Genomic DNA, 22786 nt, shown 5'->3' with positions numbered 1-22786 from the left:
TCTCAGCGTCTGTTCGGCGCCAACTCCCCGATGCCCAGGATGTAGCCGATACGGATCTCGTCGCGTTCGCCGTCGTCGGGGTCCTCGACTTCGACGTACGGCGTGCTGCCCAGACGGTAGACCCGCAGTGGGCGCACCACCGCCTTGTGCTGGCGACCCATGGTCCGGGTGTAGCTCCAGCTGTCCAGGCGCTCCTCGCGGTAGACCAGGCTGAGCAGCTTTCCGCGCTCGATGGCGCTTTCGATCAGCACGCGGGTCCGGCGGGTATCCAGGCCGTGCTGCAACTCTCCGCCGGCCGCCGTGAGCGTCTGGGTGGCCTGTTCGGCGCCAAGCTGCAACTCGGCGCTGACGGTGACCTCCATGGCCTGCAGGGCTGCGCGCAGATCGGCTTGCCGGCCCGCCTTCACGAGCAAAAGGTTCGCGCCCAACGCTCCCTCCACCAGGGGGCGCACCTGGGGATGTTCCGCGAGCGCCGCTGCGTCGGAATGCTGCAGTACGCTCACCTCGGCCAGGGCGGGTGGCGCACTGGCGCCCGTCCACAAGGACAACATCGCGCGAGCGCCACGCGGAATGGCATTCTGAGCGCGGCGTTCCAGCGTTTCCAGCAGACCGGGCCCGGTGCCCGCCAGGCGGGCTGGAACAAAGGCGCGCTTGCCATCCTTTCCGGTGACACTGATTGTTGCCAGCAGTGCCCGCAGGGCCAGGTCGGCGTCCAGCACCTGAAAACGCCCGTCCGCAAAAAAACGCAGCGACCGGGCGGGCGCCTCGTCGTAGGAAACGCGGACAGCGCCCTTAGGGCCTCGCGCACCCGGCGCGAGCAGCATGAAGCGCTCGCCCAGCGCTCTTGCACGCCCGGCACTGCCGCGCTGCAAGGCGGCGTCACGTTCGGCGGAAGTCGGGTATTCGACCAGCGTCGCACTCAGGGTAACGCTCAGACGCTCACGGCGCGCGGCCCAATCGAGCAGCGTCGCCCGCAGGGCCGCCCCCAGCGGCACCGCCGAAAAGCGCTCCAGGTCATCCAGCAGCTCCTGCACGTCCTGACCGGCTTCCAGCGCCCGGTACACGCTGTCACGTGTCAGGCGGTAAAGCGCCGTCTGTGCGTCGAAACGCACCGCCTCAGCCGCGCCGAGTGTGCGCAGCGCCGGAGGCGACAGGTGATCCAGGTACACCAGCAGTTCGAAATTCGGCTGCGCCAGCCAGACTGGGCCAGCAATGCTCCCCTCCTCCTGACCACGAAGCGTGCTGAGCATGGGACCGGGCGCCACGAAAGCCTTTTTGCCGTCGTCACGCACGCGGGCCAGCCCCAGGCGCACGAACGGACCGTTCGGCGCGAGCGCCAGCCGAAACCAGTCGGGCATGGGCACGTCGGGCAGGGGCTTGCCGGTGCGCGCCGCGAGGCCGTATACCGTCCAGCGGTCGAAGTTCACCAGCCGTCCCAGACGGTCGTACATGGCTGCCAGGAAGGTTTCGCGCTCGGTGGTTCCCGGCAGCAGCGCCAGACCCTGCAGCAGGGCCCGCCGGGCAGCGGGCGCACTCGTCAGATGCCCGGCGCCGCTTTCGGCGTCACCGGGCATCGCCAGATACGCCTCGGTCAGGGCACGCCGTTTTTGGGACATCGACAGTTCGTTCCAGGCTGCCCACGCCCGGGGATCGGGCGTGATGGCCGAACTGCTGGTCCGGACGAGGCCCAGCAGCGCGAGCAGCATCACCAGCAGTTCGAAGTCGTCCTCGTGCAGCGGCGTGCCTTTCAGCAGGCGCCGAACTGCCGTACGGTTCGCGGTCCCCTGCTGGGTGAGCGGCAAACTGCCCGCCGAAAACAGTCGGCCGTACAGCTCAGCCAGTTCCAGCAGCAAAATCACCGGAGAGTGCATGCCCGGTTCAATCGGGGCGGTCGGAACACGCAGCGGCTCAGGAACGCCGGGTTGCTCGTCCGGCAAGGCGTTCAGCAGGCGTGCGTCCGCGTACACCATGTCGTGCGCGGCGCTCGTTTCCGCGTAAGCGCTTTCCAGCACCCAGGAATTCACGTCACTTGCGGGAAGCAGCAGCCCGTCACGAATCAGGGGCCACAGGTAACGCGGTCCGGGCCGGTCGCGCACCGTGCGGTTGTATACGCGTGTGACCTCATCGTCCCCGGGAGCGAAACCCTGCGCTGCCGCCGCCAAAATCAGGTCCCAGCCGCTCGCGGCGCCCCCCGCGCGCCGGAGTTCTCCCAGCAGGAAGCGCTCGCAGGGCGACAAGCGGGACATCAGCTCACCGAGACGGTCAGGATCGCTGACCACATCCCGCACGGCCTGCTTCATCTCGGCGGTCCTGATCAGCCTGGACTGCGGCGCAAAGCGCTTCAGTGCGGCCCGCAGCTGTTCATGCGGCATGCGTTCCAGCGCAAAGTCCAGTGTCAGGCGCTCGCCGCTGGAAGTCGTCATTCCCCGCTCACCTTGGGCGTGTGACCGGCCTTGCGCAGGGCGTCCAGCAACGCGCGCGCCTTGTCGGGAAGCGCCACGGCCACCGTGGCCGAGACGCGCGCCACGATCAGCGGCGCGAGCCGCGCGTCACCCTGCAGCGCGTCGAGGTCTGCAGCGTCGGTCACCTCGATCAGCGTGAGCGGCGCGTGCACCGTGACGGTCGTGGGCGGCAGTATTTCCGGCGAAGCAGCCTGGGCGTGCTGCTCACCCGACGCCACACCCGGGCTGCCCTCGGCAAAAGTTGCGGTGGGCTGAGCCGTGTTTTTCTTGCGGGGCATCAGTTGAGCTCCCGCGCGGCGGCGCCCGTGGATGAGGCGTCCCATTCGGCTTCGTCGCTCACGTGGTAGGCGTAGCCCTGCTCGGCCAGAAACAGCTGGCGGTGATGGGCGAAGTCTTCCTCGCGGGTTTCACGCGTGACCAGGCTGTAGAACTGAGCACTTTCACCGTGCCGCTTGGGGCGCAGCAGCCGACCGAGGCGCTGGGCTTCCTCCTGGCGCGAACCGAAGGTGCCCGAAACCTGCACCATCACCTGCGCTTCGGGCAGGTCGAGCGCAAAGTTCCCGACCTTGGACAGCACCAGCGTGCTCAGGCGGCCCTCGCGAAAGGCGTCGAACATCCGCTCGCGTTCGCGCTGGGGCGTCTGGCCGGTGATGAGGGGCGCTTCCAGATCCTGCGCGATCAGCTCGAGCTGCCCCAGGTACTGACCGATCACCAGGGTGGGTTGTCCGGCGTGCAGCGCCAGAATGGCGCGCGTCAGGTCGCGCTTGCGGGGATTTTCGGCGGCCAGCCGGAATTTCTCGCGCTCCTCGGCGAGCGCGTAGGCGAGGCGTTCGTGCTCGGGCAGGCGCACGCGCACCTCGCAGCATTCGGCGGTGGCAATCCAGCCGCGTCCTTCCAGGTCCTTCCAGGGCAGGTCGTAACGCTTGGGGCCGATCAGGCTGAACACGTCACCCTCGCGGCCATCCTCGCGGATCAAGGTGGCCGTGAGGCCCAGGCGGCGGCGGGCCTGCACCTCGGCGGTCAGGCGAAAGATGGGGGCGGGCAGCAGGTGCACCTCGTCGTACACGATCAGCCCCCAGTCCTGCGCACGGAAGAGTTCCATGTGCGGGTACTCCGCGCTGTTCTTGCTGCGCGCGGTGAGCATCTGATAGGTCGCCAGCGTCACCGGAGCCAGGCGGTGCTTGCCCGGGCCGTATTCGGCCACGTCGTCAGGTGAGAGGCTGGTCTTGTCCAGCAGTTCGCGTCGCCACTGGTTCACCGACGTGCGGTTGGTGGTGAGCACCAGCGTGCGCTGCCCGACCAGGCTCATCGCCACCATGCCCACCACGGTCTTGCCCGCACCCGGGGGAAGCACCACCACGCCCGAACCGCCCTGCCGGCTGCCCGACTGGTAAAAGGCCCGCGCCGCTTCCTCCTGATAGTCACGCACCGCGAGGGCCTGCGACAGCCCGATGGGAAACTCCAGACCGTCGCTGTAGCCGGCCAGGTCCTCGACCGGCCAGCCAACTTCCAAGAGCGCCTGTTTGAGCAGGCCACGGTGCGCGAGCGGCACTTCCACGGCCCGCTCACCCAGCCGAATTCCCAACAGTGGCACGACTTTTCTGTGGCGGGTGACTTCCAGCAACAGTGCCGCGTCACCCTCGGCGGCCTGCAATGCCAGGGCGTTGCCGGCCTCGATGAGCTGCAGGCGGCCCCAGCGTGCGGCCAGCTCCCGGACATCGGTGGCCACATTGGGCGGCACCGGAAACTTGGCGTACGTTTCCAGCGCGCCGACCATCATTTCAGGTGTGATGCCGGCGCTCGCGGCATTCCACAGCGACAGGGGCGTGATGCGGTAGGTGTGCAGGTGTTCGGGGCTTTTCTCCAGCTCGGCAAAAGGAGCAATGGCGGCGCGCGCCGCTTCTGCCCGCTCGTTGTGCACCTCCAGGTAAATCGAGCGGTCGGCCTGCACGATGAGGGGATTCAGGGGATCGAAGCCGCTCATGGGGTGAGTATACGTGGCGGGGCGCTCGTCAGGAAAAACGCCAAAAAGAAAGGCCGAAAGCACTTGCTTTCGGCCTTTCGCGGTACCCGCCTGACATTGAGGGGTACTCAAGTCCTCGAGGTACTACCCTCGGCGGACACCTCCACCAACCATTTTATTTAACAGCTGGATCACCTCCCTTCCGTGGTAGACATACTCTAACGGTTACGGTGGCAGCAGAATCGGAACGGAATCACAAATTAAGCCAGTCGGTTGATCATGTCGGCCAGATGGCGCAGTTCACATGTCACAACCTGGAATCAGCAGGGGTTGCGCAATCGTTCCACCTCAGATCATGGGAGACGGGCAAGCCGTGAAGCCGAACGCGAAAGAAGACGGTTTCACCCGGAATCGGCAGAGGTGCATTCACCGGTAGATCGCCGTGAACGAGCCACCCGTCGCGGGGGTCGTGACACTCTGTGGATTGGCACCCCCGTTCGACCAGCCCTGGAACTGGTACGTCGTGCCATTTTGCGTCTGCCGAACGGGCGCGGTGAGGTTGAGCACATAACCTTCCCAGGAAACCCGCGTCTGCGCGCCCGTGATGGCCGTCCCGTTGACGTCGAAGGTCAGACCTGCCGGCCGCGTGTCGAAGCTGACGTTCACGCGCCTGGGCTGCAGTTTCTGCGTAACGGTCGTCGAGGCGCCCCTGGAGTCCGTGGCGGTCAGGGTAATCAGCACGTAACTGCGCTCGGTGGCGTCAAGCCCTTCAGGTGCGGGCGCCGTGATGGTGAGGTTGTTGCCAGGAGACGTCAGGAACGGGTGGCTGTGGTCGTCGTTGTGCCGCAGCTCGACATGCCAGGTAAGCTGCGCGTCGGCCAGCGCGCCATCCTCGGCGTCAGAAGCACTGCCCCTCAAGGTCAGTGTCTGCCCGACCCGGAAGGTATCGCTGGTCGTGGGGCTGAGAATCTGCACTTTGGGTGCCGTATTGCCAGCCTGAACCTGCAACGTTGCTTCGCCCGTCGCACCTTGATTGTCCGTCACGGTGACGCGCGCCGTGAAGGTACCGGCTTTGGTGTAGGTGTGCGTGACCTTCGCTCCGCTGGCGGGCGCACTGCCATCTCCGAAGTCCCAGCGGAAGCGGAGCGGGTCGCCGTCGGGGTCACTGCTCTGGCCGGCATCGAAGGTGATTTCGAGGGGCAGCGTGCCGGAGGTCACGCTGGCAGTCGCGCTGGCCTGCGGCGCACGATTGAAGACGTACGAGATCCGCCGTACCTCGCCGCCACCGGCGTACGTCAGGTAATACAAAGCCTGGGTGTCGTTGTACGGCCCGAACATCAGGGTCACGGCGCTGCTTTCACCCAGGTTGGTACGAAAATCCGCGCGCGCAAAACTGCCGTCTCCCTGGGGCAACAGACGGAAAATCTTGCCGCAGACGTAGTCGGCAAACAGGTAGACGTTGTCGTACTCTTTGGGCCACACCCCACGAGGTACGAACACGCCGCCCGTGATGGATTTGCAGTTGTCCGCGTGGTCGTAGGCGAAAATCGGGTTGGTCATGCCTGCAGGCGGGGCGCCGCAGTCGGTCACGGAGTTGCGCTTGCAGTTGCCTTCGCGGGTGTTCCAGCCGTAATCTGCGCCGGCCTTGCCGAGGTTGATCTCCTCCCAGGCTTCCTGGCCGACATCGTTGATGTACAGGTCGCCCGTGCCGGGCTTGAAGGCCATGCGAAAGGGGTTGCGCAGGCCCCAGGCGAAAGTCTCGGCGCAGGGTCCCGTACCCGCCGGGACGCCCGCCGGGTTTCCGCAGAAGCGTGCACCAGTTTCGCTGCTCCAGGGATTGCTGGCGGGAACGTTGCCGTTCTTCTCGATGCGCAAAATCTTGCCGAGCAGGTTGGCGCGCGACCGGGAGTTGCTGTTATCACCCCCGCAGCGGCTGTAATTTCCCATCACGCAGAACGCGTCCCCGACACTGATATAGAGCAGGCCGTCCGGACCGAAGGCCAGGTCGCCGCCGTTGTGGTTTCCTCCAAAAGCCGGGATGTTGTCCAGCAGGACTTTCTCGCTGGCGCGGTCGATGCTGTTGCCGTTCATGGTGAAGCGCGACACGCGGTTCACGGGGCCGTTCGGAGTGTTCTGGTCGCAGTTGCCGTTTTTGTTGGAGGTGTAGTAGGTGTACACGAACTGGTTGCTGGCGAACTGCGGATCGAGGGTGATTCCCAGCAGTCCTCGCTCGTAGTTGGTGCACAGGCTGCCCGCCAGGTCGAGCGCGGGTGTCGGGAGCAGGGACCCGTTGTGGTACACCCGTACCTTACCGCTCTGTGACGTGATCAGCATGCGCCCGTCCGGCGCAAAGGCCAGATCGGTGGGTGCGTAGAGCTGCGCGACACGCCGGTCCTCGAATTTTCCCCCGCTGGGCGGATCGTTCGGTATGGGGCTGTTCGACGGGGGGCTTTGCGGGGGCGGTGAGGTGGGCGATGGCTTTTGGGTGGATGGGTTGCCAGGCGACGGCGAGACACCTCCCGCATTCGGCTGACCACACGCCAGAAGAACGGCGGGCAGAAGCAAGGCACCCAGGTAATGTCTGATTCGCTTTTGGCGTAGTGGTAATGTGGTTTTTTTCATGTCATTTTTCCTCACATTAAGGTACTGGCTTTTAATCGGTCGCGAAGTCTGGCAACTCAATGTCTGCGCACCCGACCTGAAAACCAAGCGTCGGCTCGCCATACGATGGCTAGGTTTATTATCGCCAAGGTCTCAATTTGGTAGTTTTTCGATTCTCAGAGAAACATTTACCCTGCTTTTAATGTGTCTTCACGATAAAGGCCAGTCTGCCGACAGGACTCGCCCTATGCGCGACACTCTGCATCCACGACATGAACGTAATGACAAGCTCACCCAGAAAAAATTGTCATTCCACACCTGCTTTTTGTTTTTCCTAGTCAGCCAACCACATTTTTATGAGCTTCGATGAACGAAGCGTGAAATCGTCCGTGTTCCCTGTATGACACGCAACTGACTGTCAGCTCAAGCCTTCTTAAGAACACTCCCAGGATTTAGGGCAGACAGCGCGCAAGACTGAGAGCAAGCCCACGGCATGGCGTCTTTGATGTTTCCTTCTTTACTTGGCCCGCTTGCCATTCACAGACATCCCACGACCGAATTCAGACCCTATTGACAGCCCAGATCGACCAAGGAGTTTTTATGACCATTACATTGCGTCAATCCATGCACCTGATGCTCTCGGTTTCGCTGGCGGTGGCCCTGGCCGCCTGTGGAAGCACCAGCACGGGTGATTCCGGCACCAACCCCAACAATCCGCCCACCAACGGTGGCGGTACCGGAGGTGGAGGCACCGGCGGCGGTGGAACCGGAGGCGGAGGCACCGGCGGTGGCGGTACCGGAGGCGGAGGCACCGGCGGCGGTGGAACCACCCCGATCAACACCGGAAACGACATTGTTGTCCTGAACATGGACAACCAAAAAGGGGATGTCTACAGCAGCCGCCTGGTGTTCAACCTTCATCAGAACCCTGCATGGGGAGGCGTGACGCTCGAAATGCACGACACCGCCGAAGTGCAGATTCAGAACACCTCCAAGGAGAGCGTTCAGATCACGGGAGCGGTGTTCAGCAAGCCGTCAGTATGGAGACTGGAAGGCGCTCCTGCCTTCCCGATCACCCTCGCTGCGGGAGCCACCCAAAAACTGAAGGTGCGCTTCACTGCCACGGGCGATCAGACCCACGCAAAAAGCTGCCGTGATCAACTGGACTCCCAAGGCAACCCCGAGAAAGCCTGCTTCTACGAAGGCAGCCTGGCCCTCAACACCACCGATGCCGACGAAACCCAGAAGCTCGTACAGTTGTCGGGCTTCTGGCAGAACAAACCCGAAGGCGACTTTCGCGAACCGAACCTGACGGAAATCATTGATCTTTTCGGTTACAAGACCGTGCTTTTCGGCGCCAATCAGAAGCTCAGCAACAACGGCAAGATCGAGGCGGTGGGCGATGAAGTGCTTTCACCGTACTGGGAAGCCGCCGATCCCAGCAAAAAGGTAGTGCTTCGGCAGATTGCGGCTTTCCACGGCGCACCGCAAAACGAACGTGTCTGGACGTTCAACAAGGGCGATGACACCAACCTCAAGCTCATCATCGACCACGACCGGCTCGACTCGCAGACGGTCCTGCCGCGCAAGTACCAGCTGCAGGGTGCGGCCCGTGCAGAATTCGACGCGACCACTGCCTTCGGGTTCCGGGTGGATTACGAATGGAGCGACCCGGCCCTCAACCTGCGCGACGCGCAGAACCGGCCTGACTTCCGCAAGTTCTGCGCCCAGCGCAACGGTGGCGGTCACAACGTGCGCTTCTGGCCCCTGAAAGGCAGCGACGGGAAAGTCGTACTGAACACGTACATCATGGCCATGGACGCTTTCTGCATCAACTACGACTACAACGACAACGTCTACATTCTCAGCAACGTCAAGCCAGCATCTTAATCCAGCCTGACCAGTGTCGCTTTCGATTCTGCGAAAGCGACACTGGTTGTCCTTATTTCGGCGCTGTGAAAACGAGGGGGCCGTTCAATGCTCCCTATATGCCACTTAAAGGAGCACCTAATGATCACCAGAGCCCGTCAATCCATCTGTCTCCTCCTGCTCACCGCCACGCTCGCCGCCTGTGGGAATGTCTCGAATAATGACTCCACAACCAACACGCCCGGGCCTGGGGGAAACCCTCCTGTTGGGAGTAATCCGCCTGCTGGCGGCAATCCGCCCGTTGGAACTCCGCCCAGCAATGACCCCAAGCCCACTGACCCAAGCGTGCCCGTGGTCGATGTCTTCATGAGGCAATCCATCGCACCGTTGGAGAAAGGCACCGAAGAAGCCCAAGGTGAAACCGTGGGCAGCCGGCTGTACATGTTCGGCGGCTTCGACGGCCATATCAACTACTGCTGCTCACCCTCTCCACGCGCAAGGGTCTTTGACGCCCAAACCGGAAAGTGGTCCAAGCTCGCCGACATGCCGATCCCGCAGGGGAGCTCTTCGCCAAACGGTGGCGTCACGCACGCCGGTATCACGACCGATGGAAAGGCCAATATCTATTACGCGGGAGGCTACACTTCCAAAAATGTTGGAGGGGATAAGCCACTGCAGCAGACCTTTGGCACCAAAGCCGTCTTTCAGTACAGCATCGCAAGTAATTCCTATACCCAACTGCCCGATCTCCCCGTCCCTCGGGCGGCAGGCCAACTTGAATACGTCAACGACACCTTGCATTACTTTGGTGGGCAGGCTCTCGGCAAGGACCCCGACTCCGCTGATCACTTCGTCCTCGACCTTAAGAACTTGTCGAAAGGCTGGGCGAAAGTCAGCCAGCTCAACCAGGCACGCAACCATTTAGGCGCGGCGCAGCTGAACGGTAAAATTTATGCCATTGGTGGTCAGACGGGCCACGACAGCACCACACGAACCGTCGCCACAGTCGAAGTGTACGACCCAGCGAACCCAGACAAGGGTTGGACGCTTCTGACGGCCATGCCTTACCCGGCAAGTCATATTGAGGCGACTTTCGTACTTGGGAACCGGATTCTTGTTGCTGGAGGCACCAAAGGTGGAGGGCGCACCACCGAAGTCACCAGTATCCTTGCCTTCGATCCCACCAAGAACTCGGGCATGGGTACCTGGGTCAAGCTGGATGCAGAGCTCGGAGAACCGCGTGCAGGTGGAGTTGCCGGTGCCATTGACCGCGGCTTCGTTTACGTCGGAGGAAGTGGAAAACCCGACGCCTGGCTCTTCAAACCTGTCGAGTAAACTTACCCGAGTGCAGGATGTTCGTCCGGCCCCATACCTGGGGCCGGACAGTTTTTACGGCTGAACGATCCCGCATCCCCGCCTGCCACTCGACTACCCCAGCGGTCACGCCCGTCAGTGCAATTCGTGCGGCAATGAACTACAGAGCATGCGGCTGACGCGCCGTAATGCACCCTGCACTGCACAGGCCACGGCGACCACACCGAGGGCCGTCACCGCGAAAGCGTAGGGAAGCACGGCGGTGCCGAAACTCTCGACCAGGATGCCCAGCAGCGCCGGAACGAGCGTGCCCCCCAGGCCACCGCACGCCAGCACGAGGGGCGTGAAGCGCGAAGGCAGAACGCGCGAGAACCATGCAAGCGACGACGCGAAAATCGGGGCGATGGCCAGGCCCGCCACGAGGTACGCCAACGGTGCGGCGACCGTGGCCGCCAGGGGCAGCACCAGCGCGGCGAGCAGCGCAGCACACGTTACCAGGCCGGGCAGCGGCACGCGCTGCGACAATGGCGCGCCCAGCAGGCGTCCGACGGTCACGGTCAGCCAGAACGCACTGGTCCAGGCGGCGGCATCGGAAAATCCGTTTGTCTGCAGGTGGGTGGTCATCCACGACCCCAGGCCCGCTTCGACGCCGACGTAGGTGACGAACAGCAAACCGAACAGGGCCAACAGCCGCCCGTCCACCGGACGGTCACCGGCGGCCGTCACCGCTTCGGGCAACTGGGGCACCCGCCCCGCACCCAACAGCAGCACGAGCGATGCCAGCGCCAGCAGCACGTAAGGCCAGACGGCCCCTCCCAGAAACACCACCAGCAGCGGCGCGAGCACCGAACCCAGCCCGAACATGGCGTTCACCAGGTTCAGGGCGCCCGCCGAGCGCTCACCCAGACGCGCGAAGCTGACATTAAAGGTCACCGACACTCCTCCAAAGCCCAGTCCACCCACCAGGGCACCCAGCAGCGCGACCGGCCATGAAGGCGCGAAGGCCACGGTGGCCAAACCCAGCGCCAGGAGGGCCGCACCACCGCGCAGCAGGCGCCGCAGACTGCTGTGCAGCAGAACGGCGCCACTGGCCATGATGCCCAGCATCGAACCGAGGAAGTGCGCGCTGGCAATCAGGCCGATGTCGGCACGGCCCACTCCGAAGCGCGTTCCCAGGGCGGTGAAGGCGGGGCCATAGATGGCCTGCAGTGCACCGATCATCAGAAAAGCAAAAAAACCAAAACCGAAGAGGGCACGCAAAGACACGAGCGCCATCATAGGGGGTCCGTGCGGCTCCGACGGTGTGGCGTGTTCGGTTCGAAGTGTTGACGTCAACGTGTTGAAGTTGAAGGTGCTCAGGGCATGCGGCTGCCCAGGACCTCACGGCCGACTGCCAGAAACTGCCGCACCACCGGTGAAGCGTCATTGCGGCGCCACGCTGCGTCGATCTCGACGATGGGCGCATTTTCCAGAGGGCGGTACGTCACGCCGGGCAGGGTGAGGCGCCGGAAGAAGCGGTGAGGCAGAAACACCCCGATGCCGGCGGCGACCAGGCTCAGCAGGGTAGGAATCTCGATGGCTTCCTGCACGATGCGCGGCTGAAACCCGGCGTTCGTGGCCAGATTCATGACCTGGTCGAAATACGCGGCGCGCACGTGACGGGGAAAAAACACGAAGTTCTCGTCGCGGAGGTCTTCGATGCGCACCGTCTCCTGGCTTGCGAGCGCGTGTCCGCTGGGCAGCGCAACGATCAGCGGGTCACGCCACAGGGGTTCACGCGTGAGTGCCGGGTCACGCACGGGGAGCAGGACAAAGCCGATGTCGATGCGCCCTTCGCGCAGGGCTTCTTCCTGCTCGGCGGCGGTCAGTTCGAGCAGCTCGACTGCGACTTCCGGAAAGCGCGTGCGAAACGTGCGCACCACCTCAGGCAGCCCGCCAAAGGCAAGGCCGCTGACAAAGCCCACCGCGAGGCGCCCGACTTCCCCGCGCGCGGCGCGCTTGGTGCGCTCCAGGGTCTGCTCCAGGCTGGCCAGGGTGGCGCGCGCGCCGATCAGGAACTCTGCCCCTGCCGGGGTCAGCGTGACCCGGCGGGTGGTGCGCTCGAACAAGCGCACGCCAAGGTCATCTTCGAGTTTGCGAATCGAGCCGCTGAGGGCCTGCTGCACCACGAAGACCCGCTCGGCAGCACGGCCGAAGTGTTCTTCTTCTGCAAGGGCGATGAAATGGCGGAGCTGGCGTAACTCCATGCTTCTGTTGTACACCAGATTTGTAAGGCATAGTGGTGAATCTAAAGCGAAAACGTTGTTGGACGCGTCTAAAGGCGGCGCCTAGACTGAAATGATTCGAACGGACGTCAGGGTGGCCGCCCAACACGCCAGCACACAGTGGGAGCCGCGCGCCACGGCGTCTCACGAGGTCCGGACACGAAAGGGGAACACACATGACGAGCACCCAGAACCCGCGCGCGAGCCTGCCGCTTGCCGAGCGGGAAAAGCTCAACAAGATCGAGACGCAGGAATGGCTGGACTCACTGATCTACGTGCTCTCCAGCGCCGGTCGCCAGCGCGCCGCGCACCTGCTCGAAGAACTCGATCACTTTGCCTACTTTCACGGCACACCGATTCAGTTCAAGCAGAACACGCCCTATATCAACACCATTCCCGCCGAGGACCAGCCCGAGTACCCCGGCGACCTGGAGCTCGAGCGCAAGATCCGTAACATCATCCGCTGGAACGCGGTCGCGATGGTCGTGAAGGCCAACAAGAACAGCGACGGCATCGGCGGGCACCTCAGCACCTACGCCAGCACCGCCGAGCTGTACGAGGTGGGCTTCAACCACTTTTTCCGTGGCCTGGCTGCCGGACCCAGCCGTGACCTGTTCTTCTGGCAGGGGCATGCCAGCCCCGGCATCTACGCGCGTTCCTACCTGGAGGGCCGCTTCGACGAGAATCGCCTCAACAACTTCCGCCGCGAACTGCAGGCGGAAAGCGGCCTGTCGAGCTACCCACATCCCTGGCTGATGCCCGACTACTGGGAATTTCCTACCGTCAGCATGGGGCTGGGACCCATTCAGGCGATCTACCAGGCGCGCTACATCAAGTACCTCGAAAACCGCGGCCTGAAGGAAAAAGGCGAGTCGCGGGTGTGGGCCTTCCTGGGTGACGGCGAGATGGACGAACCGCAGTCGATTGGCGCCCTGCGCTTCGCCGCCTACGAAAACCTCGACAACCTGACCTTTGTCCTGAACGCCAACCTGCAGCGCCTCGACGGCCCGGTGCGCGCCAACAGCAAGGTCATTCAGGAATTCGAGGCGCTCTTTCGCGGCGCCGGGTGGAACGTCATCAAGGTGGTGTGGGACAGCAAGTGGGACGAGCTGCTCGCCAAGGACTACAACGGCGCCATCGTCAAGCGCTTCGAGCTGCTGGTGGACGGCGAGTCGCAGCGTTACGCGGCGTTCGGCGGCAAGGAGCTGCGCGAGAAGTTCTTTAACACGCCCGAGCTGCAGGAACTCATCGCAGGCTGGAGCGACGAGGACCTCGAGCTTCTCAACCGTGGTGGCCACGACGTGCACAAGATCTACGCGGCCTACCACGCGGCCACCCGTCACAAGGGCCAGCCGACCGTCATCATCGCGCGCACCGTCAAGGGCTTCGGCCTGGGCGAGTCCGCCCAAGCCCGCAACGTGGCGCACCAGGTCAAGAAGCTCGACTTTCACAGCCTCAAGAACTTGCGTGACGTGCTCGAACTGCCCCTGACCGACGATCAGGTGGAGCACCTGGAGTACTACCACCCCGGCCCCGACAGCCCGGAGGTCAGGTACGCTCTGGAGAGGCGCGAGAAGCTCGGTGGCCTGGTGCCCGCCCGTAAAGTGAAGTACCCGGCTGTGCAGGCGCCCGGCGCGGACTTCTACGAGGAGTTTTACAAGGGCAGCGGCGACCGGATGGTCAGCACCACCATGGCCTTCGTGCAGATTCTCAGCAAACTGCTGCGCGACAAAGCACTCGGCAAGCTGATCGTGCCCATCGTTCCCGACGAAGCGCGCACCTTCGGCATGGACGCGCTCGTGCCGCGCATCGGCATCTACAGTCCGCGCGGCCAAACCTACCAGCCGGTCGATTTCGGCTCCTTGATGGCGTACAAGGAAAGCACCGACGGTCAGATGCTCGAGGAGGGCATCACCGAAGACGGCGCGATGGCCTCCTGGATCGCGGCGGGCACGGCCTACTCGGTGCACGGCGTGCCGACCATTCCCTTCTACGTGTACTACTCGATGTTCGGCATGCAGCGCATCGGTGACCTGGTGTGGGCGGCGGGCGACCAGCGCGCGCGCGGCTTCCTGATCGGCGCGACCGCCGGGCGCACCACCCTGGCGGGCGAGGGTCTGCAGCACCAGGACGGCCACAGCCACGTGCAGGGCTACCCGGTCCCCAACATGAAGCAGTACGACCCCGCTTTTGCTTACGAGCTCGCGGTGATCATCGAGGACGGCATCCGGCGCATGTTCATCGACGACGAGGACGTCTTTTACTACGTCACCGTCGAGAACGAGAACTATCTGCACGGTCCGATGCCCGAATCGCGCGAAGAAATCCGCGAAGGTATCATTCGCGGCCTCTACCGCCTCAGGCGCAGCGAGGCGGCCAAAGCCAAACACCAGGCGCAGATCCTGACGAGTGGGCCCAGCATGGGCGCCGCCCTGCAGGCGCAGAAGATGCTCGAGGCTTACGGGGTCGCTGCCGACCTCTGGAGCGTCACGAGCTACAAGGAACTGCACCAGGACGCCCTGCTGACCGAGCGCGAAAACATGCTGCACCCCGAGCGCGAACCCAAGAAGAGCTACGTGGCGCAGCAGCTCAGCCGCGAAAACGCGCCGGGCGTGCTGGTCGCCGTGTCCGATTACATCAAGCTGCTTCCGGACAGCCTGAACGGCCACCTGGACCGCAAGCTGTGGACCCTGGGCACGGACGGCTGGGGTCGCAGCGAGGCCCGCGAGGAGCTGCGCGACTTCTTCGAAGTCGACGCGCGCTTTGTCACGGTGGCAGTGCTCTATGCGCTGCTGCGCGACGGCAAGATCAAGGCGGACGTGGTACAGAAGGCGATCGCCGAGCACGGCATCGACCCCGAGCGCCTGGCACCCGTGCTGCGCTGACCCGGTGGGGCTCAGGTGAACGCTTGAGCCCCGGGTATTGCTTTTTTCAGACTACGATTTACGATCCAGCAAAGGAGCGTTCATGGCGACCGAAGTGAAACTCCCCGAAGTCGGGGACAACATCGAGCAGGGCAACGTGGTGGCCGTGCTCGTCAAGAGCGGCGACACCATTCAGGAAGGCCAGGCCATCATCGAGATCGAGACCGACAAGGCCGTGGTCGAGGTGCCCTCCACGGCGAGCGGCACCGTGCAGGAAGTGCGCGTCAAGGAAGGTGAAAGCGTACAGGTCGGCGGCGTGATTCTCACCCTGGCGGGGAGCGACGCGGCCACGCCCGCCCCCACGCAGGCGGCGGGCGCCGCCCCTGCCGCGCCATCCCGGCCTGCATCCGCAGCCGCCGCACCTGCCCCAGTTGCCGCGAGCGCTCCGGAGAGCGAAACCGCCTTGACGCTTCCGGATGTGGGCGACAACATCGAGCAGGGCAATGTCGTCGCGGTGCTGGTCAAGGTGGGCGACAGCGTTTCCGAGGGCCAGGGTGTCATCGAGCTGGAAACCGACAAGGCCGTGGTGGAAGTCCCGGCGACCGCGAGCGGCACCGTCAAGGAAATTCGCGTGAAAGAAGGCGACAGCCTGCCCATCGGCGGCGTGATCCTGACCCTGGCGGGCGCGGGGGGCGCGGCCATCACCCCGGCGCAGGTGGAGAACGCGCCGGGCTCCGCGCTTGGGGCGACCGGCCAGGGCGCCGAGACCGACGAGGCCACCGCCGTGGCCCCGCAGCCCGACATCGCCGCGCGCGTCGCGGCCGGACAGCAGGCCAACCTCAAAGAGCAGGCTCAGAGCGCTCCGGCACCGAGCAGCACGCCTGTGGGCAGTACACCTCCGGGCAGCACGCCCCAGGCCGCCCCCGCACAGGCTGTCCAGACCTTCGAGGGTCGGCCCGTCGTGCACGCCGCCCCCAGCGTGCGCCGTTTCGCGCGCGAACTCGGCGTGGACCTCTCGCAGGTGCAGGGCACCGGGCTTGCCAACCGCATCAGCGAGGAAGACGTGCGCCGCAGCGCCGGCCAGCCGTCGGTCGCGCCCGCGCCCGCTGCCCCAGCGGGCGCAACCCCCGCAGTGCCCACTCCCGTTGCCCCGGCGCCGAGCGCCCTGCCGGACTTCAGCAAGTACGGCCCGGTGCGCACCGAAGACATGAGCGGTATCCGCAAGGCCACCGTGCGCTCCATGACCCAGGCCTGGACGACCATCCCGATGGTCACGCACTTTGACAAGGCCGACGTGACCCGCATGGAAGAGGTGCGCAAGCAGTTCGCCGCACGCGTCGAGAAGGCGGGCGGCAAGCTCACCATGACCAGCATCCTGATGAAGGTCGTCGCGAACGCCCTGCGCCGCTTTCCCAAGTTCGGGGCCAGCATCGATGTCGCGAACAACCAGATCATCTACAAGGACTTCGTGAACCTCGGCATCGCCGTGGACACCCAGAACGGCCTCTTGGTGCCGGTCATCAAAAACGCCGACCGCAAGAGCATCACCGAGCTGTCCGTCGAGATCGGCGAGATCGCCCAGAAAGCGCGCGACCGCAAGCTCAGGCCCGACGAGATGCAGGGCGCGACCTTCTCGATCAGCAACCTGGGCGGCATCGGCGGGCACGCCTTCACGCCCATCGTGAATCCCCCGGAAGTGGCGATCCTGGGCGTATCGCGTGGCGGCTTTGAACCGGTGTGGAACAAGGATGCGGGCACTTTCGAGCCGCGCAACATGCTGCCCGTCTCGCTGACCTACGACCACCGGCTGATCGACGGCGCGGACGCCGCGCGCTTCGTGCGCTTCATCTGCGAGAGCCTCGAGGACCCGTTTTTGATCAGCCTGTAAAGTCACCTCTGCTGGCGGCCCTGCTCGGGGCCGCATTTTCGTGCCTTCTTGCTGAAGGGCTCTTTATACTTCTGACATGAACGCCTTACGTTGGACCGCTCCAGCCCTGTTCGCCCTGGCTGCTATTTCCTGCGCCCCGGCCATGACAGCCAGCGCTGAACGGGGTGAGGTGATCTACCTCGCCGAAAGGTCGGTCAAGACCTTACCCCCAGCTGACTCGGACAGTGCCATTGTGATGTTCGCGCGCCTCAGCGCCTACATGATCCTCACGCGTGGCTCGGCCGGACCGGGATACCAGGATTTCCGCTTTCCCGAAGAAGGCGGTCTGGAGCGGCGCGATAAACAAGGACCTTTCAATGTTCACATCACTTGGATTGCCACACAGACGGCGGGCAAGGGAGAAATCAGGATGGAATGGGACGTGGTGCAAAAAGGCAAGCTCGCCAGCGTGCGTGTTCATACCCGCACCGACGACCCTGGTGTGAACATCACCGCGCTGGAAAACAAGATCTTCGCCTACCTGGAGTCCGCTCCGGGCGTGCGCCGCATTGCCAGTGGTCGTTAGCGCCGCTCACCTCTCAACCTAAACCTTCACGCAAGCCGGGCTTCATGGCTGTCATCTGCGGGCGCCTAGACTCACCCTATGACCGACCGCGACAAAGTCACGCCAGGACAGCTGGACGAACACGAGGAAAACAACGACCGCATGGGGGCGGGACCAACGCGTGACCTCGGCGTACCGGGTGAACTGCGTCAGGAGATGTTTGAAAACGCCCGCATTTACGGTCTCGACGAACAACCCATGAACGTCAACGACGAGCGCGCCTTCGATGACGGCCTGCCGGGCAGCATCTCGGACTTCAGCGCGTTGTCGGCCGATAATCCGGAAGGCTCAGCGCGCTTCGCTGAACCCAATGACGACGCGGGGGGCGAGATCAAAGGACCTCGCGTGGGCGGCGCCGGAGGCATCGACGGTGGCCCGCAGCGCGAACGGCCCCTGCCCGACGAAACCGGACGGGTCCGGGACGAGTAATCAGCAAGAGTGAGGCGCGGACGAGACCGTCCGCGCCTCACTGCTGTCCATGCACGAACTTCTGGTCTTCCACGTCGAAAAGTCCGTCCGGGGTCACCTTGAGGCTGGGAATCACCGTCAGTCCCAGGAAGCTCAGGGTGATCAGCGCGTTGGGCAGGGTGCAGCCCAGGCTGCGCGCCGCCTCTTCGACCTCCTGCTGCTGACGCACCACCTCGGCAGGTTCGAGGTCGCTCATCAGTCCGGCCACTGGCAGGGGCAGACGCGCCAGCACCTCACCCCGAAGCACCACGGCGGCGCCGCCGCCCATGTCCGCGATGGTCTGCGCGCAAAAGCGGATGTCGTCATCGTCTGCCCCGGCGATCAGCAGGTGATGCGCGTCATGCTGCACGCTCAGACCGAGCGCGCCGCGCGTCAGGCCGATCCCGGCTGCACGCGCGGTGCCAACCCGCGCGCCCTGACCGTGCCGCGCGTAAGACGCCAGCTTGACGGTGGGCGCCGTGGACGAAGGCAGTTTGAGGGTCACGATCTGCTCGGCCTGCACGCCCATGACGGGTGAGGTTTCGGGGACGCCCAAGAACAGCTCGCGCCAGCCGTGTCCCAGATCGACCCCTCCCCCTTCCGGCGCGGCCATCGCTCGGGTGGGTCGGGCATCGGCGACGTGGGTGTGTGTGGCGCGCCAGTCCTGCAAATCTCTGACAAGGGCAAAGTCCGCGCGGTAACCGGGCGCGATCAGGCCGAGGTCGTGCAGGCCCCAGTACTCGGCCGGGTGCATGGTGACCAGCGCCAGCGCGTACAGCGGATCGAGTCCGCAGCGTACGGCGTTGCGCAGCACCCGGTCGAGATGACCGTCCTGCACCAGTTCACGCGCGTCGGTGTCATCCGTGACCAGCATGGCCCGGCGCGGTTTCTCGCGCAGCACGGGCGCGAGGGCTTCGAGGTTGCGCGCGCCCGACCCGTCACGCACCATCAGCCACAGCCCGGCGCGCAGGCGGGCACGGGCCTCGTCTTCCGTCACGGCTTCGTGGTCGCTGTGAATGCCCGCTGAGGCGTAGGCATTCACGTCCGGCAGGCCCGAACCGTGCCCGTCGACGCGCTTGCCCCGCGCCGCCGCGAGAATGGACCAGACCTGCGCGTCACCGCCCAGCACGCCCGGCCAGTTCATGACCTCCGCCAGGCCCAGCACGCCCTCACGGGCCAGACCGTCCTGAATGTCCTGGGCGTTCAGACGGTGCGCACCCGACTCGAAAGGGCTCGCGGGAACGCTTGAGGGACAGCTGGCATAGACCCGCAGACCACTTTCGCGGCCCGCCGCGAGCATCCACTCCAGTCCCGTGACACCCAGCACGTTGACGATCTCGTGCGGCTCGCACACCACGCTGGTCGTGCCGTGTGCGGTGACGGCCTGCGCGAAGCGGCGTGGCGTGAGCAGGCTGCTTTCGATGTGAACGTGCGCGTCCATGAAGCCCGGCACGAGATATTGACCCTGAGCGTCGAGGATTTCATGGCCCCGATAGCTGCCCAGCCCGGCAAAGCGTCCCTCGGCCACGGCCACGTCGGCTTGCACGACCTCACCGGTCTGCACCAGCACCACCCGCGCGTTCCGGATCACCAGGTCGGCCTGCTCGTGTCCTTGGGCGACCTGCACGAGTCGTTGACGGGAGCGGGTCTGGGCGTCAGGCATGCAGTATTGTGGCAAAAAACGCTGCTTACAGGAGTGTGGCCGGACGATAGCGCTGCATTCACGTCGCAGACGGTTTACCATTCGCTTCATGACCCAGCAGACCGTTCATACCCTGAGCAACGACGTCCTCCGCCTGGAGGTGGCACCCGGCATCGGTGCGGGCATCGTGAATCTGCAGGTGCGCGTTGATGCGGACTGGCAGCCCCTCCTGCGCTTCACGTCTCCCGAAACCCTGGCCAAGGGCACTTCGTCCGGCCTGGCGAGCTTCACGCTGGCGCCCTTCAGCAACCGCATTCCCGGCGCCTCCTTTGCCTTCGAGGGCCGCACGGTGACGCTGCGGCCCACCACGCCCGAAGGCAACGCCCAGCACGGAGATGTGCGGAACCGCCCGCACGCGAGCGTGCAGGTCACGGACACCCGCGCCGAATACTTCTTTGATTCCCGCGAGGTGGAGGACTTCAACTACCCGTTCGCGCTGACGCTGCGCACGGTATTCGAACTGTCAGGTGACACGGTAACCCAGACGCTGGAAATCACCAACGTGAGCGGCGAACGCGCGCCGTTCGGCTTTGGCCTGCACCCTTATTTCGAGCGGCATGTCGCGGGCGCGCCGGATGTGGAGATGTCCTTTTCCGCCGCAGGATATTACCCGGTGGGAGAGTCGCTGATTCCGCAAGGCGGCATGCAGCCGGTGCCGTCGGAACTGGAGTTTGGGGAGCCGCGGCCCATCGGCGCGCAGCAGTTCAATACGCTCTACGGCGGCGTGACCGGCAGCGCGGTGTTGCGCTACGCCAGTACGCCCTACACGGTCATGATCGACAGCGACCCGGTGTTTTCGCATCTGGTGCTGTTTACGCCCCCGGACGGCAGCCTGGCAGTGGAACCCGTCAGCCACGCGACCGACGCCTTTAACCTGCACGAGCGTGGCGTGCCGGGCGTGGGCTTCACGGCGCTGGAAAGCGGTGAGACCCTGCGCGGTAGCGTGCGTTTTCAGGTCTCGTTCTAGCCACACATCGAGGAGAACAGGCGCCCCATCCCGCTTGGCTGCCGAGTAGGCAAACAAAGACCGTACCCAGGGGTACGGTCTTTGTTTGCCTGAAGTCTCAGCGGATAGCGTTCAGCGCATTCACAAGTCCGGCACCAAACTGCTGTTGCTGACCAACGTTCTCGGCGCTGTTCTTGAGCTGGGAACGCAGCTGATTGGGGCTGTACTCGGGATGAACAGCCTTGAGCAGGGCCGCGACCCCGGCAACGTGCGGCGAGGCCATCGACGTGCCTGCATAGTAATCGTAGGTGGCCTCACCAGTCGTTTCATTGATGACGCTGGAGTAAATCAGGTGCTTGTACCAGTCAGCCGGGCGGTTCGCGCGGTTGGCGCCAATACACCAGCTTTGCCCGTTGGCGGGGTTGGTGCCACAATCGCCCCCCGGCGCGCTGATGTCGGTACTGGCACCGAAGTTGGAGTAAAACGCCATCACATCGGGACCGGCCGCTACGAGGTCACCGCTGGCGTCGGTCCTCAGGCTGGCCACACCTGTGGCCGAAACCGACATGATTGAGGACACGTCCGAGGGGATGTGCGCGATGGTGCCGTTGGAGTTCTCAGCTGAGTTGCCTGCCGCCGCGACGATCAAGGTGCCCGTCTGATTGGCGATTTTCATGACACGTGACCAGGCGATCCACGAAGCATTGTCGTCCTTGTTGCTGCGGTCGAGCGTGCCGCCCAGGCTCATATTGAGGACGGCGACCTTTTTGCTGGCCGCGTCCAGAATGGCCGCGAAGATGGGTCCGTCAAAGCCGCCGACGCCCTCGTAGACTTTGCCGGCGTCCGTGAAGCGGTAGCGGTCGAAGACCTTGTAGCCGGCGATCTTGACGTTCGGAGCCACGCCGACGATGTCACCGCCGCCCACCTTAGCCGCGATGGTGCCCGAAACGTGCGTCCCGTGCGCTTCGTAGGTGGCGTTGGCGCTGACGCAGTCCTCGCTGTCGCCGCTGAAGTTAGGGGTTTGATCAAAGTCGATGAGGCGGCTGTAGACCGGGTAACCGGTGGTGCCGTCCTTGCCCGTTTCCTGGCAGTAGTTGGTGCCCACGCTGTAGGCGACCTGTCCTGCAAGGTCGGGGTGGTCGCTCATTACGCCCGTGTCGAGCACAGCCACCGTTACGGCCTGCTGTCTTGCAGCTCCTACACGCTGCGCAGTACTGAACGCCCCAATTCGCCGCATGTCCCACTGATCCCGTGCGCCGACGTCGCCTTGTCCAGCCACCGATGCTGCTTGTGCACGCTCAAGTTGCGGCAGGGTGTAGAGATGCTCCTTGCCAATGCTCAGTACGGCGCTGTCACGCCCCAGGCGCTGCGCGAAGGCCGCATTGCCAATGGCGGTCATGACACCGACAGACGCGAGCTGCTTGGTCGGTTTGCCTCCAGCCTGCCTGACGCGTTGTGCAGCGTCAGCAGGCAGTTGCTCGCTCTTGAACACGATGATGTAGCGGTTCTGAGCACCAACACCCTGTACGCTGAGCATCTCCGCTGTCTTGGCAGAAGTGACAGGATTCGAGACAGCGTTCGACAACAGCTGTCCACATGACCCCAGCAGCAACGACCCCAGACCGAGCAAAAACCATTTCCCCTGTTTCATAGTTCCTCCAAGCTTTGCCTGTTCAGGCTTTATCTGTTCCGACCGAATTGTGGATGACGAGGCAGTCTAGCTTAAATTTTTGAACGAGACGGATAGAACGAGACGGATAGTTTGTGGACTGCTCGCATAACCCACTCTTCTGTCTACTACTCTTTTACTCTTTACATTTGAGAATAATTTTCAGGCACGGATTTACAGATAGCTTCTCTCA

Annotated in this window: 15 protein-coding genes; 7 read left to right on the top strand and 8 right to left on the bottom strand. The window is 64.1% G+C overall.

What is annotated here, in order from left to right; all coding sequences use genetic code 11:
* Positions 1-2 precede the first annotated feature (2 nt).
* The 4 genes from DEIPE_RS13585 to DEIPE_RS13570 form a co-directional block, all read right to left on the bottom strand.
* Positions 3-2423 (bottom strand): helicase-associated domain-containing protein, encoded by a 2421-nt coding sequence (locus DEIPE_RS13585; protein ID WP_015236548.1) that lies wholly within the window; start codon positions 2421-2423, stop codon positions 3-5.
* Positions 2420-2740, bottom strand: a complete 321-nt coding sequence (locus DEIPE_RS22375) for a hypothetical protein (protein ID WP_015236547.1) — start codon at positions 2738-2740, stop codon at positions 2420-2422. Before DEIPE_RS22375 ends, DEIPE_RS13585 begins: the two co-directional genes overlap by 4 nt.
* The gene (locus DEIPE_RS13575; protein ID WP_015236546.1) at positions 2740-4446 is read right to left on the bottom strand and encodes a DNA repair helicase XPB; all 1707 of its coding nucleotides are present in this window, start codon (positions 4444-4446) and stop codon (positions 2740-2742) included. Before DEIPE_RS13575 ends, DEIPE_RS22375 begins: the two co-directional genes overlap by 1 nt.
* 405 nt (positions 4447-4851) lie before the next feature.
* Positions 4852-7047 (bottom strand): PQQ-dependent sugar dehydrogenase, encoded by a 2196-nt coding sequence (locus DEIPE_RS13570; protein ID WP_015236545.1) that lies wholly within the window; start codon positions 7045-7047, stop codon positions 4852-4854.
* Positions 7048-7626: 579 nt separating this feature from the next.
* On the opposite strand from DEIPE_RS13570, the gene DEIPE_RS24705 reads away from it, so the two are divergent.
* Together DEIPE_RS24705 and DEIPE_RS13560 are read left to right on the top strand one after the other, a co-directional pair.
* Positions 7627-8916: a hypothetical protein gene (locus DEIPE_RS24705; protein ID WP_015236544.1), complete on the top strand. Its 1290-nt coding sequence runs from the start codon at positions 7627-7629 to the stop codon at positions 8914-8916.
* A 120-nt stretch (positions 8917-9036) separates the two neighbouring features.
* Entirely contained in the window at positions 9037-10230 is a 1194-nt protein-coding gene (locus DEIPE_RS13560; protein ID WP_015236543.1) for a Kelch repeat-containing protein, read from the top strand.
* A gap of 114 nt (positions 10231-10344) precedes the next feature.
* On the opposite strand, the gene DEIPE_RS13555 is transcribed toward DEIPE_RS13560, so the two are convergent.
* Both DEIPE_RS13555 and DEIPE_RS13550 read right to left on the bottom strand, forming a co-directional pair.
* Positions 10345-11475 carry an MFS transporter gene (locus tag DEIPE_RS13555; protein ID WP_157448872.1) on the bottom strand — a complete coding sequence of 377 codons (1131 nt, stop codon included), beginning with the start codon at positions 11473-11475 and terminating at the stop codon, positions 10345-10347.
* Positions 11476-11564: 89 nt separating this feature from the next.
* Complete coding sequence (locus tag DEIPE_RS13550) at positions 11565-12455, bottom strand: LysR family transcriptional regulator (protein ID WP_015236541.1); 891 nt, start codon at positions 12453-12455, stop codon at positions 11565-11567.
* A gap of 194 nt (positions 12456-12649) precedes the next feature.
* Between DEIPE_RS13550 and aceE the strand changes: the two genes are divergently transcribed.
* The 4 genes from aceE to DEIPE_RS13530 all read left to right on the top strand — a co-directional run bounded on the left by aceE (position 12650) and on the right by DEIPE_RS13530 (position 18258).
* Positions 12650-15358: a pyruvate dehydrogenase (acetyl-transferring), homodimeric type gene (gene aceE, locus DEIPE_RS13545; protein ID WP_015236540.1), complete on the top strand. Its 2709-nt coding sequence runs from the start codon at positions 12650-12652 to the stop codon at positions 15356-15358.
* Positions 15359-15440: 82 nt separating this feature from the next.
* Complete coding sequence (locus DEIPE_RS13540; protein ID WP_015236539.1) at positions 15441-17225, top strand: 2-oxo acid dehydrogenase subunit E2; 1785 nt, start codon at positions 15441-15443, stop codon at positions 17223-17225.
* Between the two features lie 76 nt (positions 17226-17301).
* A complete protein-coding gene (locus tag DEIPE_RS25020) occupies positions 17302-17790 on the top strand; it encodes a hypothetical protein (protein ID WP_015236538.1) in 489 nt (162 codons plus the stop codon).
* A gap of 78 nt (positions 17791-17868) precedes the next feature.
* The gene (locus tag DEIPE_RS13530) at positions 17869-18258 is read left to right on the top strand and encodes a hypothetical protein (protein WP_015236537.1); all 390 of its coding nucleotides are present in this window, start codon (positions 17869-17871) and stop codon (positions 18256-18258) included.
* 37 nt (positions 18259-18295) lie between these two features.
* Here the strand turns inward: DEIPE_RS13530 and DEIPE_RS13525 are convergent, their stop codons facing one another.
* A complete protein-coding gene (locus DEIPE_RS13525) occupies positions 18296-19939 on the bottom strand; it encodes an adenine deaminase (RefSeq protein WP_015236536.1) in 1644 nt (547 codons plus the stop codon).
* A gap of 88 nt (positions 19940-20027) precedes the next feature.
* Between DEIPE_RS13525 and DEIPE_RS13520 the strand changes: the two genes are divergently transcribed.
* Complete coding sequence (locus DEIPE_RS13520) at positions 20028-20945, top strand: aldose 1-epimerase (RefSeq protein WP_015236535.1); 918 nt, start codon at positions 20028-20030, stop codon at positions 20943-20945.
* Between the two features lie 97 nt (positions 20946-21042).
* Here DEIPE_RS13520 and DEIPE_RS13515 read toward each other — a convergent pair whose 3' ends face one another.
* The gene (locus DEIPE_RS13515; RefSeq protein WP_015236534.1) at positions 21043-22575 is read right to left on the bottom strand and encodes a S8 family peptidase; all 1533 of its coding nucleotides are present in this window, start codon (positions 22573-22575) and stop codon (positions 21043-21045) included.
* Between the last annotated feature and the right edge of the window lie 211 nt (positions 22576-22786).

This window comes from Deinococcus peraridilitoris DSM 19664 (assembly GCF_000317835.1).
In the GTDB taxonomy this organism is placed as follows: domain Bacteria; phylum Deinococcota; class Deinococci; order Deinococcales; family Deinococcaceae; genus Deinococcus_A; species Deinococcus_A peraridilitoris.
Note: the sequence above shows the minus strand (reverse complement) of the source record. Positions and strands in the feature narration are given on the sequence as shown.

Bases quoted from the DNA above. Each gene is read 5' to 3' on its own strand.
- DEIPE_RS13520 (WP_015236535.1), top strand. From the start codon at position 20,028: ATGACCCAGCAGACCGTTCATACCCTGAGCAACGACGTCCTCCGCCTG.
- DEIPE_RS13550 (WP_015236541.1), bottom strand. From the start codon at position 12,455: ATGGAGTTACGCCAGCTCCGCCATTTCATCGCCCTTGCAGAAGAAGAA.
- DEIPE_RS13530 (WP_015236537.1), top strand. From the start codon at position 17,869: ATGACCGACCGCGACAAAGTCACGCCAGGACAGCTGGACGAACACGAG.
- aceE (WP_015236540.1), top strand. From the start codon at position 12,650: ATGACGAGCACCCAGAACCCGCGCGCGAGCCTGCCGCTTGCCGAGCGG.
- DEIPE_RS13515 (WP_015236534.1), bottom strand. From the start codon at position 22,575: ATGAAACAGGGGAAATGGTTTTTGCTCGGTCTGGGGTCGTTGCTGCTG.
- DEIPE_RS25020 (WP_015236538.1), top strand. From the start codon at position 17,302: ATGAACGCCTTACGTTGGACCGCTCCAGCCCTGTTCGCCCTGGCTGCT.
- DEIPE_RS13560 (WP_015236543.1), top strand. From the start codon at position 9,037: ATGATCACCAGAGCCCGTCAATCCATCTGTCTCCTCCTGCTCACCGCC.
- DEIPE_RS13525 (WP_015236536.1), bottom strand. From the start codon at position 19,939: ATGCCTGACGCCCAGACCCGCTCCCGTCAACGACTCGTGCAGGTCGCC.
- DEIPE_RS13540 (WP_015236539.1), top strand. From the start codon at position 15,441: ATGGCGACCGAAGTGAAACTCCCCGAAGTCGGGGACAACATCGAGCAG.
- DEIPE_RS13570 (WP_015236545.1), bottom strand. From the start codon at position 7,047: ATGAAAAAAACCACATTACCACTACGCCAAAAGCGAATCAGACATTAC.
- DEIPE_RS24705 (WP_015236544.1), top strand. From the start codon at position 7,627: ATGACCATTACATTGCGTCAATCCATGCACCTGATGCTCTCGGTTTCG.
- DEIPE_RS13575 (WP_015236546.1), bottom strand. From the start codon at position 4,446: ATGAGCGGCTTCGATCCCCTGAATCCCCTCATCGTGCAGGCCGACCGC.
- DEIPE_RS13585 (WP_015236548.1), bottom strand. From the start codon at position 2,423: ATGACGACTTCCAGCGGCGAGCGCCTGACACTGGACTTTGCGCTGGAA.
- DEIPE_RS22375 (WP_015236547.1), bottom strand. From the start codon at position 2,740: ATGCCCCGCAAGAAAAACACGGCTCAGCCCACCGCAACTTTTGCCGAG.